Source organism: Streptosporangium sp. NPDC003464, assembly GCF_053588315.1.
In genome coordinates this window covers 1-14465 of sequence record NZ_JBSFPS010000252.1, presented here as the reverse complement: position 1 = coordinate 14465, position 14465 = coordinate 1, and the positions used below count along the sequence as shown (strand labels likewise).

Annotated in this window: 15 protein-coding genes; 6 read left to right on the top strand and 9 right to left on the bottom strand. The window is 71.2% G+C overall.

Going from position 1 to position 14465, the window contains the following annotated elements:
• The 6 genes from ACWDS7_RS38305 to ACWDS7_RS38280 all read right to left on the bottom strand — a co-directional run.
• The coding region (locus tag ACWDS7_RS38305) for a biotin carboxylase N-terminal domain-containing protein (protein WP_451933240.1) at nt 1-142 on the bottom strand (142 nt) is incomplete at its 3' end.
• A gap of 200 nt (nt 143-342) precedes the next feature.
• On the bottom strand, nt 343-1626 hold the full coding sequence (locus ACWDS7_RS38300) for an HD-GYP domain-containing protein (RefSeq protein WP_451933239.1): 1284 nt from the start codon (nt 1624-1626) through the stop codon (nt 343-345).
• Nucleotides 1627-1740: 114 nt separating this feature from the next.
• Nucleotides 1741-3096, bottom strand: coding sequence for an HD-GYP domain-containing protein (locus ACWDS7_RS38295; RefSeq protein ID WP_451933238.1), 1356 nt, complete (start codon nt 3094-3096; stop codon nt 1741-1743).
• 198 nt (nt 3097-3294) lie between these two features.
• The gene (locus ACWDS7_RS38290) at nt 3295-4236 is read right to left on the bottom strand and encodes an NAD-dependent epimerase/dehydratase family protein (RefSeq protein WP_451933237.1); all 942 of its coding nucleotides are present in this window, start codon (nt 4234-4236) and stop codon (nt 3295-3297) included.
• 55 nt (nt 4237-4291) lie between these two features.
• Complete coding sequence (gene rsrA / locus ACWDS7_RS38285; protein WP_306864376.1) at nt 4292-4558, bottom strand: mycothiol system anti-sigma-R factor; 267 nt, start codon at nt 4556-4558, stop codon at nt 4292-4294.
• A gap of 61 nt (nt 4559-4619) precedes the next feature.
• Nucleotides 4620-5225, bottom strand: a complete 606-nt coding sequence (locus tag ACWDS7_RS38280) for a sigma-70 family RNA polymerase sigma factor (protein ID WP_306864373.1) — start codon at nt 5223-5225, stop codon at nt 4620-4622.
• Nucleotides 5226-5507: 282 nt separating this feature from the next.
• Between ACWDS7_RS38280 and ACWDS7_RS38275 the strand changes: the two genes are divergently transcribed.
• Complete coding sequence (locus ACWDS7_RS38275) at nt 5508-6248, top strand: class I SAM-dependent methyltransferase (protein ID WP_306864370.1); 741 nt, start codon at nt 5508-5510, stop codon at nt 6246-6248.
• A gap of 270 nt (nt 6249-6518) precedes the next feature.
• Here the strand turns inward: ACWDS7_RS38275 and ACWDS7_RS38270 are convergent, their stop codons facing one another.
• Nucleotides 6519-6851: a TraR/DksA family transcriptional regulator gene (locus tag ACWDS7_RS38270; protein ID WP_451933236.1), complete on the bottom strand. Its 333-nt coding sequence runs from the start codon at nt 6849-6851 to the stop codon at nt 6519-6521.
• Nucleotides 6852-7047: 196 nt separating this feature from the next.
• A complete protein-coding gene (locus tag ACWDS7_RS38265) occupies nt 7048-7806 on the bottom strand; it encodes an SOS response-associated peptidase (RefSeq protein ID WP_306864365.1) in 759 nt (252 codons plus the stop codon).
• 58 nt (nt 7807-7864) lie between these two features.
• Between ACWDS7_RS38265 and aroA the strand changes: the two genes are divergently transcribed.
• Together aroA and rsgA are read left to right on the top strand one after the other, a co-directional pair.
• Complete coding sequence (aroA, locus tag ACWDS7_RS38260) at nt 7865-9142, top strand: 3-phosphoshikimate 1-carboxyvinyltransferase (protein ID WP_306864363.1); 1278 nt, start codon at nt 7865-7867, stop codon at nt 9140-9142.
• A gap of 130 nt (nt 9143-9272) precedes the next feature.
• Nucleotides 9273-10325, top strand: coding sequence for a ribosome small subunit-dependent GTPase A (rsgA, locus tag ACWDS7_RS38255; RefSeq protein ID WP_370879792.1), 1053 nt, complete (start codon nt 9273-9275; stop codon nt 10323-10325).
• On the opposite strand, the gene ACWDS7_RS38250 is transcribed toward rsgA, so the two are convergent.
• Nucleotides 10322-10765, bottom strand: a complete 444-nt coding sequence (locus ACWDS7_RS38250; protein ID WP_451933235.1) for a DUF4442 domain-containing protein — start codon at nt 10763-10765, stop codon at nt 10322-10324. The two genes, rsgA and ACWDS7_RS38250, sit on opposite strands and share 4 nt — an antisense overlap.
• Before the next feature lie 458 nt (nt 10766-11223).
• Between ACWDS7_RS38250 and hisN the strand changes: the two genes are divergently transcribed.
• The 3 genes from hisN to pstC form a co-directional block, all read left to right on the top strand.
• Complete coding sequence (hisN, locus tag ACWDS7_RS38245; RefSeq protein ID WP_451933234.1) at nt 11224-12027, top strand: histidinol-phosphatase; 804 nt, start codon at nt 11224-11226, stop codon at nt 12025-12027.
• A 535-nt stretch (nt 12028-12562) separates the two neighbouring features.
• Nucleotides 12563-13681 (top strand): phosphate ABC transporter substrate-binding protein PstS, encoded by a 1119-nt coding sequence (gene pstS / locus ACWDS7_RS38240; RefSeq protein ID WP_306864353.1) that lies wholly within the window; start codon nt 12563-12565, stop codon nt 13679-13681.
• Nucleotides 13682-13685: 4 nt separating this feature from the next.
• The coding region (pstC, locus tag ACWDS7_RS38235; RefSeq protein WP_451933233.1) for a phosphate ABC transporter permease subunit PstC at nt 13686-14465 on the top strand (780 nt) is incomplete at its 3' end.

The following is a 14465-nucleotide window of genomic DNA, read 5'->3' as shown; positions in this document are numbered from 1 at the left end:
CCTCGTCGGCCTCCCGGACGAACGGCAGGTCGGCGTCGGCCTCGGAATACACCGCGATGGCTCGCAGTCCCATGCGCTGGATCGTGCGGATGATTCGCCGTGCGATTTCGCCACGATTGGCTACCAGAACAGACTCGAACACGTTGGCAGACCCCTTTCGACCGCTCCACCCTATGATCGGGGTCTTAGCACAGCCCTAAGCCCGAAACCACCGATCACGGGAACGTGATCTGTAGGAAACCCACAAGTGCGCGGGATCGGAACCCTCCCGGGGACCACCCGGTCAGGAAGGGAGATCCTTCGGGTCCGGGAGGCGATCGTTCGGATCCGCAAGGAGATCTTTCAGATCCGGTACGACGGAGTCAACCTGTCGATGACGCGGGCTGCCGCTTCGACGACCGGTGGATCATACTCCTCGCCGGCGCCGAGGCGGAGCCGTTCGAGGGCGGCCCCGGCCCGGTCCCGGTCGGTGGAGCCGCCGACCAGGTCGTCATAGGCGTTGGCCACCTTGATGATGCGGCTGGCCAGCGGCGGCGTCTCGGCGCAGGGATCGCACTGGCGGCGGACGATCTCGGCCACCCGGTCCAGCACCCCGGTCTGCCGGATCACCTCCGCGCCGAGTTCGGCGATGCGCCGGGCCTGCTCGGGCTCGGTGAGCACCGTGGCGCCCCCGGGGATCGGATCGCGCAGCGAGAGCTGGCCGATGTCGTGCATGAGCGCGGCGTACTCCAGCTCCAGCAGCTCGGGCTCGGCCAGGCCCAGCTCCCGCCCGACCGCGACCGCCAGGCGGCTGACCCGGCGCGAATGCCCCGGCTCGACGTAGCCGCCGACCTCGGTGACCCGCGACAGCGCCCGGACCGTCTGGAGGTAGGTGGCCCGGATCCCGGCGTATTTACGGAAGGCGACCTGGGTGACCAGCAGCGGCGCGGCGAAGACCAGCAGCGCCGCCATGTCCATGCTGTGCGAGGCGAGGGCGAGCAGGATGCCGGAGGCGGCGACGGCGGCCCACAGCGGCGTGGCCATCCGCGCCTCGTCGCGGAGGGCCACGCCGAAGGCCGCGCGCACCTGCTCGGCCCGGAGCACGGCGGCCAGCAGCACATCCGCCAGCACCATGACCAGGATGAGCAGGGCCATCACGCCGAGCGCGGGCCACCAACCGCCCTCGGGCCCCTTCGTCAGCTCGAACAGCGACCCCGCCAACGGCCGGTAGGCCACCGCCAGCAGCGCGCCGGTGAGCAGCCTGCGCGCCATCGCGTCCGGCCGGGGCGGGCGGCCCACCGCCAGGTGCGGCAGCGCCCCGGCGGCCATGCCGACCGCCAGCACCGCGACGACCTGGAGCGCTGAGTGCCGCGCCGGGACGTCGCCCATGTCCAGCAGCACCGTGTAGCCGAGCGCGGCCGCCGCGCCGATCGGCGCCACCTCCCGGTTGCCCGGCATCGTGAGCCTGGCCAGCTCCCCCGCCGCGATGAGCGCGCCGAACCCGATGGCGACCTCCGGGTCGAGCAGCCCGGCGGCGGCGGTGTGCGCCACCCCCGTCACCGCCAGCAGGCCCGCCGCGCAGATCAGCAGGAGCTGGCCCGAGTCGAGCCGCTGGAACGCCCGCGTGGCGGCGGTGGTGCCGTTCATCGCCCTGCTTCCATGGTCGCGCCCGCCTTCACCCTCGCCCCACTCGCCCGGCGGCTCACCGCTCTGTGCCCATGGTCGCGCCCGCCCTCACCCTCGCCCCGCCCGCCCGGCGGCTCACCGCTCCGACACCACCTGGATGGGCATGGTCGGGTCGTCATGGTCCTTGGTGGTGGTCTCCGCCTCGCCGGCCGGAGGCGTGACGACCTTGCGTGGCGGCTCCCAGCCGTCGCGGTCGACGGCCTTGATGAACGCGACGACCATCACCGGGTCGAACTGGGTGCCGGCTCCCTTGCGGAGCTCGGCCATCGCCACCTCCACGGGGCGCGCCCCCCGGTAGGAGCGGTCGGAGGTCATGGAGTCGAAGGCGTCGGCCACCGCGATGATCCGGGCGAACTCCGGGATCTCCTCCCCGGCCAGCCCCATCGGGTATCCCTTGCCGTCCTGCCGCTCGTGGTGGTGCATGATCCCGGCGAACGCCTCGTCGAGGAAGTCGATGCCGCGCACGATCTCCAGCCCGCGCATCGGATGGAGCTGGATCGCGGCGAACTCCTCCTCGGTGAGCGGGCCGTCCTTCTGCAGCACCTTGGTCGGCACGCCCAGCTTGCCCACGTCGTGCAGCATCCCGGCGTAACGGATCGCCCGCAGCCGCTCGGACCCCATGCCGATCTCCTGGGCGATCATGCCCGAGGCCAGCGAGACGCGGGTGCAGTGACCACGGGTGTAGTAGTCCTTGGTCTCCACCGCCTGGCAGAGCGCCGCGATGGTGGCGTCGTAGGAGCGCTGCTGGGCGAGGTATTGGCCGAAGGCCCAGCGGGCGACGAACAGCGGGAGCAGCACGAGGACCGCGGAGATCGAGCTGACCGTCGCCCACAGCCCGGCGATCAGCAGGCCGAAGGTGGCGTAGCCCAGGTAGGAGACCATGAACTGGGCCACCCCCCGCAGCGGCACCTGGTCGGCCTGGCCGGTGAGCACGAGCACGATCGCGATCAGGATGAAGTTGAGCGGGACGAAGACCGCCGCCGCGCCCGCGAACGGCACGATCAGATCGTCGAACCCGGCGATGGTCGGCAGGCCCGCCGTGCCCCCCAGCCACTCGTAGGCCCGGCCCGCGGCGTAACCGCAGATGGCGAACTGGGCGCCGTTGAACAGCCGCTTCACCAGCGGCAGCCCCGGCCGCACGCTGAAGACGGCCGTCATGCCGACCAGCGCCGCCCCCTCGGGACCGAGGAGCACCACCGCGGCGAGCGCGGCCGAGAAGCTGACCGACACCGCGGCCTGTTTCACGTTGAGCAGCGTCGGCACCGACTCGCACACCAGGAACAACAGGGCCAGTACGAGTAGGTTCGACCAGTCGAGCCGCTCAAGACGACCGCTCACCGCCACGCTGTATCCGAGGAGCGCGACCGCCGCCCCGATCACAGCGACAAGGTAGACCTTGGCAAACCACGGCAGTCCACGCAAAGCGGCCACCCTTGGGTCCTACGAGCGCGTGCTCAAGTCCAGGAGATCCCGAGACGTGCCGGGCTGACCGTTTCCTTCAACATGCGCTGCCTCCATGTCGTTTTCGCAACTCAGGCTACAGAAGCGAGCCCGACCCGGAGGGGCTGACCGAGAATCGCAAGCAAAGCGTAACCAATCCATCACCGCACGCCATCGCCGGTGTCGCGGCTAGCGGGCCGCCAGCCGGGCCCGCGCCCAGTCGACGGTGGCCTTCAGCCCGGCGGGCAGGTCGGTCTGGGGCCGCCAGCCCAGTCCCTCCAGCGCGGGGGCCGGATCGACGGCCATCGCCGGGAGATCGCCCGGGCGCGCCGCGGCGGTCTCCGGGCCGTCGGGCGCGCCGACGGCCTCGGCCACCAGGGTGTGCAGCGCGCGGTCGCTGGTCTCCACCCCGGTGCCCAGGTTGAACCGGCGGCCGTCGCCGCTCCCGCAGGCACGGACGAAACCGTCCACCACGTCGTCGACGAAGACGTAGTCGCGGGTCTGGGTGCCGTCGCCGTACAGCACCGTGGGGGTGCCGTTGAGCAGGGCGTCGGTGAAGATGGCGACCACCCCGGCCTCGCCGCCGGGCGACTGGCGGGGGCCGTAGACGTTGGCGAGCACCAAGGTGGTGTAGTCGATGCCGTGGAGCGCCTTGAAGGCGGCCAGGTAGGTCTCCGCGCTGAGCTTGGAGGCCGCGTACGGCGAGCGCGGGTCGGTCGCCGCGTCCGCGGGGACCGGGATGACCGCGGGCCTGCCGTACACGGCGACCGAGGAGGCGAAGACGACCTTGCGGGTGCCGCCGCGCTGGGCGGCGGTGAGGACGGAGGCGGTGCCCTCGACGTTGAGCCGGGCGTCGTGGACGGGGTCGGCCACGCTCTTGCGCACGCTGATCTGCGCGGCGAGGTGGCAGATGACCTCGGGCTCCCAGTCGGCGACCAGGCCGATCAGGGCGGGGTCGCGCACATCCATCTGATGGAGCCTGAACAGCGGGCTCTGCGCCGCGTCGGCGAGGTTGTCGCGGTCGCCGCCGGACAGGTCGTCCACGGCCGTGACCTCGTGGCCGTCGGCCAGCAACCGGTCCACCAGATTGGATCCGATGAATCCCGCTCCACCGGTGACGAGTATGCGCATGCCGCCCCCCAAGCTCCTCGGCCATCGCCATGGCCATGGGAGAGATCCTAGGAGGTCAGCCGGTCAAGTCCGAGCGGACCTGCTTGATCCTGTCGAGCACTTTGGCGCGCAGGTCCTCCGAGGCCCGGTCGCAGCCGCAGTGCTTGGCGACCAGCTGCTTGACGACCTGCTCCAGGCCGTATTCCTCCAGGCAGGGGCCGCACTCGTCCAGGTGCTCGCGGATGTCGACGCAGTTGTTCTCGTCGAGCTCACCGTCAAGGTAGGTGTAAACCTTGTCCAGGACTTCACGGCAGTCGGTGGCGTGGGGCTTGCCGCAGCTCATGCGATCACCCCGTCCGCGGTCGCCGGGCCGGTCCGTACGGGCTCGCCGTCGCCTCGCTCGCTCACTTCGCACCCTCCGCGGGAACCAGGCCACGCTCGCGGGCGTAGTCCTCCAGTTGGGTCCGCAGTTGGCGGCGCCCACGGTGAAGCCGCGACATCACGGTCCCGATGGGGGTGCCCATGATGTCGGCGATCTCCTTGTAGGGGAAACCCTCGACGTCGGCGAGGTAGACGGCGATGCGGAACTCCTCCGGGAGCGCGGCCAGCGCCTGCTTGACGTCGCTGTCGGGCAGATGCTCGAGTGCCTCGATCTCAGCGGACTTCAGCCCGGCCGAGGTGTGCGACTCGGCCCTGGCGAGCTGCCAGTCCTCGATCTCCTCGGCGCCCGACTGCTTGGGCTCCCGCTGCTTCTTGCGGTAGCTGTTGATGAAGGTGTTGGTCAGGATGCGGTACAGCCAGGCCTTGAGGTTGGTGCCTTCCTGGAACTGGTGGAAGGACGCGAAGGCCTTGGCGAAGGTCTCCTGGAGAAGATCTTCGGCATCCGCTGGGTTCCGGGTCATCCGGAGCGCGGCGGAGTAGAGCTGGTCGAGATAAGGCATCACATCCCGCTCGAACCGTGTGCTCCGCTGCTCCAGAGTCTCCGCGTCTGTCGCAGGGACCGGACCCACCCCCTTAAGATCGCCGAAGCCCTGCTGACGCGGGACTCCGTACTGAGCGGAGGATACCCGCTCATCAGGGATGGACCGATCACCGGGGCGGGTGATGGGTTCGATCAACGCGAGCATCGGCTTGCCAACCTCCCGAAAGGATCGTGCGTTGTCCGCTGCAACACGCCCGTCCTGTCATCTGTTCCCACAAGATAGAAGGTGACGAAGGACCCGGTACGGGGAAAAACATACGTACCGGCAGGTAGCTGTAGACCACCGGATACCCGACGCCAGGAGCCGCTTGTGCTGCCCATCCCGGCCGAAGAGCTGAACGGCTCAGGAACGCTCGGGCCGTACTGGACCTTTTATCGCGCGGTCGCCGCCGAGCAGCTGAGCCGATGGCTGCCGGAGAGCCCTTCGACCGTCCTCGACCTGTCCGGCGGCCGGGGCCGCTGGTCGGCCCAGGCCGCCAAGGCCGGGCACCGGGTGCTGGAGGTGGTCGACTTCCGTCGCACCGTGGAGGGTCAGCCGCTGCTGCACGACGTCTCCAAGGTCAGTCAGGTCCGCGCCGACGATCTCCGATTCCTCCCCGACCGCAGCGTGGACGCCGTGCTCGCCGAGGAGCGCGCCATGTCGGTGGAGCTCATGGCCGAGTCGGCGATCGACGACGTCGCCCGGGTGCTGCGGCCCGGCGGGCGGGCGCTGCTCTGCGTCGACTCCCTGGTGCTGGGGATGGCGATCCTCGCCGAGCAGAACTACTGGGCCCATCTGCGCCAGACCGGCGAGGTCATGCTCGTGCCCTGGCCCGACGGGAGCATCACCCGGTGCTTCAGCAGCGGCCAGCTGCGCGACCTGCTCACCGACGCCGGCCTGGAGGTGGAGTGGATCCGGCCCCGCACGGTGCTGTCCCCCTCGACGGTCGACCACGTGCTGGCCTCCGACTCGCGCGCGCTCACCTGGCTGGTCAACACCGAGCTGGAGGCGGATCCGGCCGACGACGACACCGTGGGCATCCACCTGGTCGCCAGCGCCCGCCGCCGGTAGGCCGCCCCGGAGCCGTGGAAGGCCCCTGCGCGGCTCCGGGGCGGCCCCTGCGCGCCTCCGGGACACCGGCGGGCGCGCCCCCTAGGGACCGTCCTTAACCCCATGGAGGACCGCCCCCAGGAGGCGCCGTCCGAGCGAGCCCCAGGCGCCGTCCGAGCGAGGCACCGTCCCCAGGAGGCCCTGTCCGCCCCTAGGGGGTCCTGTCCGAGGTCCACCCCTAGGAGGTCCTGTCCGAGAGGGGCAGGGGACAGAGGGCGGGCCGGCCGCGGGTCAGCGCCTGCGCTCGCGCTTCGCCTGGCACTGCACGCAGCGGGCGGCCTCGGGGCGCGCTTCGAGCCTGCCCTCCGGCACGGGACTGCCGCAGTCGGCGCAGAGGCCGTAGAGCCCGTCGTCCAGCCGCCTGAGTGCTTCGAGCACCGAGCGGCGCTGCTGGGTGGCCGCCTCCAGCATGGCCCGGTTGCGGTCCGCGTCGGTCAGGACCGACCCGGCATCGCCCGCAGATCGGTCCCATGCGGCCAGGGGATCTCCCCGCAGCACCCCGATGGACCGGTCAAGCTCGGCGAGCATGCTCTCCAGGCGCACACGCGCGGTCGCGGCGTTCACGTATCCGCACCTCCGCAGAGTGGGGGCGGCCTGTGAAGGGATCCCCGATTGTCCCGTCAGGCGCGAAGGGGATGAGGTTTTACGGCGACACCTCTTTCAGAGGTATCGCTTTCATCAGCGGATGCCCACTTGGCGTTGGTTTTACACCGGTTACAGATTGTTTTCGGATACGGACACTCCCGGAAGAGGATGACGCTCAGAAGAGCGCCTGACCGTCATCCTCTTCCAGCAGCGGCTCGATGAGCTCCGGGCCGTTGTTCCGCACCGAGTTCACCGCGGTGGAGACCGGATACGCCTTCAGCCCGGTGGAGCCGGCCGGGACCAGGAACCCCTTCGCGTCGGGCACCCCGGGGTCGAGCCACTCCGCCCAGCGGTCCCGCTCGATCAGCATCGGCATCCGGTCGTGGACCGTGCCGGCCTCGTCCAGGGCGGAGGTGGTGATGACGGCGCAGGTCACCAGCCAGGCGAGCGGGTCGTCGTCGGGCCGGCCCCGGTCGCGCCAGAACTCGTACAGCCCCGCCATGGCCATGACCCCGCCGTCGGCGGGGTGGATGAAGTAGGGCTGCTTCTTCGGCTTCTTGACCGTCCCGCCCTCCTCCGCCACGGCCCATTCGAAGTAGCCGTCGGCCGGGAGCAGGCACCGGCGCTCGGCGAACGCCCTGCGGAAGGACGGCTTCTCGGTGAGTGTCTCGACCCGCGCGTTGATCATTCTTGAGCCGATGGACGGGTCCTTCGCCCAGGAGGGGACCAGGCCCCAGCGGAGCACCCGGAGCTGCCGGACCGCCTCGGCCTCCGGGTCGCTCTTGGGCACCCGGCTCAGCACCGCGTAGACCGGTTTGGTCGGCGCGACGTTGTAGTCGGGCCGGAGCTCCTCCTCAGCGGCCCCGTCGACCTCGACCTGGAACTGCTCGAGCAGCTCCTGCTTCTTCCGCGCAGACGCGTATCTCCCGCACATATCACCACCTTGCCATGTGTTCGAAGCGCAGGGTCACCGTCCCGGTAGGCTTTTGACCATGTCCGCTCCGCTGTGGCCCGCACCGACCGCGACCGAACCCGTCCGCGCGACCGTCTCCCTGCCCGGCTCGAAGTCGGTGACCAACCGCGCCCTGCTGCTGGCCGCGCTGGCCGACGGCCCGGGCACGGTACGGCTGGCCCTGCGCAGCCGGGACGCCGACCTGATGGCGGACGCGCTGCGGGCACTCGGCGCGACGATGACCCCCTCCAACGAGAGCGCCTCCAGCGTCGACTGGGCGATCACACCCGGCCCGGTCACCGGTGGGGCGCGGATCGACGTGGGGCTGGCCGGCACGGTGATGCGGTTCGTGCCGCCGATGGCGGCGCTGGGCGACGGCGAGGTGTTCTTCGACGGCGACCCGCACGCGCGCAAGCGCCCCATGGGCACGATCCTGGGGGCGCTGCGCGCCCTCGGCGCCGACGTGGACAACGACGCGCTGCCGTTCACCGTCCGGGGCCCGCTGACCGGCGGAGAGGTCACGCTCGACGCGTCCGGGTCCTCCCAGTTCCTCTCCGGCCTGCTGCTGACCGCCGCCCGGTTCGAGAAGGGCGTGACAGTACGGCACGCCGGCCCGCCGATCCCCTCCCAGCCGCACATCCAGATGACCGTTCAGATGCTGCGCGAGCACGGTGTCCGGGTCGACGACTCCGAGCCCGACGTCTGGCGGGTCGAGCCCGGCCCGATCGGCGCCAGGGACTTCACCGTGGAGCCCGACCTGTCGAACGCGGCGCCGTTCCTGTGCGCCGCGATGGTCACCGGCGGCACGGTCACCATCCCCGGCTGGCCCGCGGCGACGACCCAGCCGGGCGACCAGCTCCGGCGGCTGCTGGCGGACATGGGCGCCTCGGTCGAGCGCACGCCCGGCGGCCTGGCGGTCAGCGGCACCGGCCGCGTCACCGGCATCGAGGCGGACCTGCGCGACGTCGCCGAGCTGACCCCGACGATCGCCGCCCTCGCCGCCCTCGCCGACTCCCCCAGCCGGATCAGCGGCGTCGCCCACATCCGCGGGCACGAGACCGACCGGCTCGCCGCGCTGGTCGCCGAGATCAACGGCCTGGGCGGTGACGCGTCCGAGACCGACGACGGCCTGGAGATCCGGCCGCGCCCGCTCCACGGCGGGGTGTTCCACTCCTACGACGACCACCGGATGGCCACCGCGGGCGCGGTGCTCGGGCTGGCCGTGCCGGGAGTGCAGGTGGAGAACATCGCCACCACGGGTAAGACCCTCCCCGAGTTCGCCACCATGTGGGCGGACATGCTGGAGGGCCCACGGTGACGGGCCGCCGGCCGGCGGCCCCGCGGACGCCGGGCCGTGACGGGCGCCCGTCCGTCAGGGATCCGGGCAGAGCCCCCGCGCCTCAGGGCGTGGGGAGGGAGCCGGACGAGGGTAGATCGAGGCGGAGACACTGAGAAAGCGCGAATACGACGAGGACGACGTCAGGGTCAGGCCGGGCAAGGGTTCCCGGCCCCGGACCCGGATCCGGCCTGCGCACGACGACGCGGTGCGGGGGTTCGTGGTGGCGGTCGACCGGGGCCGCTACACGTGCCTGGTGGAGTCGGCGGGCGAGAAGGACCGCCGCCGTAAGAAGGACCGGCCGGAGGGCGCCGCGATGAGCGGCCGCGTCGTGGTGGCCATGAAGGCCCGCGAGCTCGGCCGCAAGGGGATCGTGGTGGGCGACCAGGTGGCCCTGGTCGGCGACGTCTCCGGCGCGTCCGACACGCTGGCCCGTGTCGTCCGCGTGGAGCCGCGCACCTCGATGCTGCGCCGCTCCGCCGACGACACCGACAACACCGACGGCATCGAGCGTCCCGTGGTGGCCAACGCCGACCAGCTCGTGATCGTGACGGCCCTGGCCGACCCGCCGCCCCGGCCGCGCATGATCGACCGGATGCTGGTGGCGGCCTTCGACGCCGACATCGAGCCGATGCTCTGCCTCACCAAGTCCGACCTGGCCCCACCCGACGAGCTGGTCTCCCTCTACGCCCCGCTCGGCGTGCCGTACGTGGTGCTGCAGAAGGGCGGCACCCTGGAGGAGGTCCGAGAACGCCTGAACGGCCGGACCAGCGTGCTGGTCGGCCACTCGGGCGTGGGCAAGTCCACCCTGGTCAACGCCCTGGTCCCGGACGCCAACCGGGCCGTCTCCCACGTCAACGCGGTGACCGGCCGGGGCCGTCACACCTCGACCTCGGCCGTGGCCCTGGAGCTTCCCGGGGGCGGCTGGATCATCGACACCCCGGGAGTGCGCAGCTTCGGCCTCGCCCACGTCTCGGTGGAGACCGTCCTGGCCGGCTTCCCCGACCTCGTCGAGGGCACGGTCGACTGTCCCAAGGGCTGCAACCATCTCGGCGAGGAGTGCGCCCTGGACGCCTGGGTGGCCTCCGGCCACGCCGACCCCGCCAGGCTCGTCTCCCTGCGCCGCCTGCTCGCCAGCCGCGAGGGCGCGCCCGACGACGACTAGCGGTTGGGGCGCAGGGTCCAGGAGACGGTCATCTCGGAGACCAGCGTGCCGTCGGTGGTCCTGATGTCGACGGCGACCTCGAACTCGGGGCGCTCCCCGGCGTCCAGCTTGGCCACGACCTCCTCGCGGGAGGCCCGTAGGCGGGCCTCGGCGACGACTTCGCCCTCGGCGAGCTTCACGTAGCGGATCGCCGCGTTCGCGGCCAGCGGGGTCGCCCGCGAGAGCTGGTCGCCGAAGGCCGCGAGCATCGCGGCGCCGGAGGCGGACTCGGCGAGGCTGAACAGGGCGCCGGCGTGCGGGCCGCCCACGTGGTTGTGCAGGTCCGCGCGGTCGGGCATGCGGACCACCGCCGATCCCGGCTCCACCTTGTCGAAGGAGATGTCCAGTGTCCGGGCGAAGGGGACGCTCTGCAGCATGAAGGCGCCTACGTCGAAGCTCATGCCCCGCATGCTACTCGCCAGTAACAGCGGAGCCAACGGAAGATCCGGGGCGCCCGCGCAGACCGGGTCACCCCTCCAGGGGCCGGCCCCCGAGCGCGCCCATGAGAGGAGATTCGGAGCGGCCCCGCGAAGGGGCCTCGGAGCGCATCCGTGGGAGGGGACCCGGACCAGGCCCGAGAAGGGGGCCAGGAACGCAGTCCGTGGGAGGGGCCCGGAACACGCCCGTGAGAGGGGACCCGGACCAGGCCCGCGAAGGGGACCGGGAACGCAGTCCGTGGGAGGGGCCCGGAGCGGACCCGCGAAGGTCCGGGGGCGGCGAGATCCGGCCGCCGGGCACGGCGTGCGGCGCGTTCCCCGCTTTACGGCGTATCCGGCTGAGTGATGTGACGCGACACAATTCCCCGGGCTTGTTCCCCGCTCTCCTATTGACCACCACTGAGGCGATAGCGTTACCTCCTGTGACGGGTTACAACGACGACCTGCGCCTCGCGCACGTCATGGCCGACGCCGCCGACGACCTGACCATGCGCCGGTTCAAGGCCGCCGACCTCCGGGTCGACACCAAACCGGACCTCACCCCGGTCAGCGACGCCGACCGGGCGGTCGAGGAGGCGATCCGGGGCACGCTCAGCCGGGCCCGCCCCCGTGACGCGGTGATCGGCGAGGAGTTCGGCAAGACCGGCTACGGCGCGCGCTCGTGGGTGATCGACCCGATCGACGGCACGAAGAACTACGTGCGCGGCGTCCCCATCTGGGCCACGCTCATCGCGCTGATGGACCAGGGCCGGGTCGTCGTGGGCCTGGTCTCCGCCCCGGCGCTCGGCCGCCGCTGGTGGGCCGCCCGCGACAGCGGCGCGTGGACGGGCAAGAGCCTCACCAAGGCCACCCGCTGCCAGGTCTCCTCCGTCACCCGGCTGGAGGACGCCTCCTTCTCCTACTCCAGCTTCGGCGGCTGGGAGGAGGCCGGCAAGCTTGAGGAGTTCCTCGACCTCAACCGGTCGGTCTGGCGCAGCCGCGCCTACGGCGACTTCTGGTCGCACATGCTGGTCGCCGAGGGTGCGGTCGACCTGTCGGCCGAGCCCGAACTCTCCCCCTGGGACATCGCGGCGCTGACCGTGATCGTCGAGGAGGCGGGCGGCATCTGGACCGACCTGTCCGGCGTCCCCGGCCTCGACGGGGGCAGCCTGGTGTGCACCAACGGCCCGCTGCACAGCGAGGTCCTCAAGCGCCTCGGCGGCGGCCCGCTCACCCTTCCCGTGTAGCGGAGCCCCGTCCTTCCCGCACGGCGGAGCCCGGTCCTTCCCGTACGGCGGAGCCTCGCTGGCCCCGTATGGCGGAGCCTCGCTGGCCCCGTATGGCGGAGCCTCGCTGGCCCCGTATGGCGGAGTCCCGCTGGCCCCGTATGGCGGAGTCCCGCCGGCCCCGTGTAGCGGCGCCCGCTCTCACCCTGCCCGCGTGGCCGAGCCCGTCGGCCCCGCGGGCAGGAGTCCGCCCACCTTCCTCGTGTGGCGGAGCCCTGTCGGTCCCGCGTGGAGGAGTCCCGTCGGCCTCGCGTGGCGGAGTCCCGCCGGCCAGTCTGAACGGAAGCTCCGCCGAAACCCCCCGGCGGCTCTCGCCTCGGCCTGTCCTGGGTCCGGAAAGGGCCCCGGACCTGGCCGGAACTTCAAGACTCGCCCAAGCCGTCGCCACAACTCCGACCGAATGCATTCATTTTGCGTTCACCTTCCTACCGGTTTCGAGTCATCTCGCCTCCCTACTGTCTTGAACGTTGAAGGACTTAGTGGGAGGAACCCAACCGTGAAGTATGCAGGCCGGCTCGCCGCGGTCACCCTCGTCGGCGCGCTCTCGCTCGCTGCGTGCGGCACCGATAACAACTCCGCCAGCACCGACGCCTCCACGGCACCGGCCTCAACGGCGCCCTCGGCCGGATCGGACGCCGGTCTCAGCGGCACGATCAACGCTGCGGGCTCCTCGGCGCAGGCGAACGCCATCGACGAGTGGAAGAAGAACTTCCAGCAGGCCAACGCGGGTGTGAGCCTCAACTACCAGCCCAGCGGCTCCGGCGCGGGTGTGCAGGCCTTCATTCAGGGCACGGTCGCCTTCGCCGGCTCCGACTCGGCGCTGAAGGACGACAAGGGTGAGCCCGCGCAGGCCGACGCCCGGTGCAAGACCGGCAAGGCCATCAACATCCCGATGGTGACCGGTCCGGTGGCCGTCGTCTACAACCTGCCGGGCGTCGAGGGACTGCAGCTGTCCCCCAAGACCATCGGTGGCATCTTCAACAGCAAGATCACGAAGTGGGACGACGCGGCGATCAAGGCCGACAACCCGGACGCCAAGCTCCCCTCGACCCCGATCCAGGCCTTCCACCGCTCGGACGAGTCGGGCACCAGCGACAACTTCACCAAGTTCCTGTCCAAGACCGCCGAGTGGCCGTACGAGCCCGCCAAGGCGTGGCCGGCCGAGGCCAAGGGCCAGGGCGCCAAGGGCTCCGACGGCATCGCGCAGGCCATCAAGAGCGCCCCCGGCTCGATCAGCTACGTGGAGCTCTCCTACGCCGAGAACTCCAGCCTGGCCAAGGCTAAGGTCGCCAACGGCTCCGGCGAGTTCGTGGAGCTGACCCCGGAGAGCGCGGCCAAGACGGTCGAGGCCGCCGAGGTCGTCGGTCAGGGCAACGACCTCAAGCTGAGCATCGACTACGCCACCAAGGCCGCCGGCGCCTACCCCATCGTCCTGGTGACCTACGAGATCACCTGCGAGAAGGGCCTGGCTCCCGAGGAGGCCAAGCTGGTGAAGTCCTTCCTCACCTACACCTCCAGCGACGAGGGCCAGCAGGCGCTGACCAGCCTGGGCTACGCCCCGCTGCCGGCGACGGTGCTCGCCAAGGTCCGGACCGCCGTCGAGGCGATCTCCTAAGTTGATGGCGACTCCAGTTCGCACCCGTGACGGCGGATCGGCCCTGAGCCGGTCCGCCTCTCGGCGCAGCCGAGGTGAGGTGCCCTTCCGCTACGCCTCCACGGCCGCCGGCATTCTCCTGCTGGCGATCATGGCGGCCATCGCCGTCTTCCTCGTCGTCGAGGCGGTCCCCGCGCTGCAGGCCAACAAGGGGAGCTTCCTCACCACCCTCACGTGGGAGCCGAACAGCACCCAGTCCTTCGGCATCGGGGCGCTGGCCTTCGGCACGCTGATCAGCGCGGTCCTCGCGCTGATCATGGCGGTGCCGGTGGCCGTCGGCGTGGCGCTGTTCATCTCCCACTACGCGCCCCGGCGGATGGCCGGGATCCTGGGATACGTCATCGACCTGCTGGCCGCCGTCCCCAGCGTCGTCTACGGCCTGTGGGGCGTCGTCTTCCTCGTCCCGTTCATGCAGGGCCCCTCCGAGTTCCTGCACGAGTATCTGGGGTTCATCCCGCTGTTCGGCGGTGACATCATCACCGGCCGCTCGATGCTGACGGCGTCGATCGTGCTCGCGGTCATGATCCTGCCGATCATCGCGGCGATCTCCCGGGAGGTGTTCCTCCAGGTGCCCAGGGCGCACGAGGAGGCGGCACTGGCCCTCGGCGCGACCCGCTGGGAAGTGATCAGGATGGCGGTCCTGCCGTTCGGCCGTCCCGGCGTCATCAGCGCGTCCATGCTCGGTCTCGGCCGGGCCATGGGAGAGACCATCGCCGTCGCCCTCATCTTCCCCGCGACGTTCGGC

What these genes read in the sequence shown, in the direction of transcription:
- rsrA (WP_306864376.1), bottom strand. Translation starts at nt 4,558, where the DNA reads ATGAGCTGCGGCAAGCCCCACGCCACCGACTGCCGTGAAGTCCTGGAC.
- ACWDS7_RS38300 (WP_451933239.1), bottom strand. Translation starts at nt 1,626, where the DNA reads ATGAACGGCACCACCGCCGCCACGCGGGCGTTCCAGCGGCTCGACTCG.
- ACWDS7_RS38265 (WP_306864365.1), bottom strand. Translation starts at nt 7,806, where the DNA reads ATGTGCGGGAGATACGCGTCTGCGCGGAAGAAGCAGGAGCTGCTCGAG.
- ACWDS7_RS38290 (WP_451933237.1), bottom strand. Translation starts at nt 4,236, where the DNA reads ATGCGCATACTCGTCACCGGTGGAGCGGGATTCATCGGATCCAATCTG.
- ACWDS7_RS38250 (WP_451933235.1), bottom strand. Translation starts at nt 10,765, where the DNA reads ATGAGCTTCGACGTAGGCGCCTTCATGCTGCAGAGCGTCCCCTTCGCC.
- aroA (WP_306864363.1), top strand. Translation starts at nt 7,865, where the DNA reads ATGTCCGCTCCGCTGTGGCCCGCACCGACCGCGACCGAACCCGTCCGC.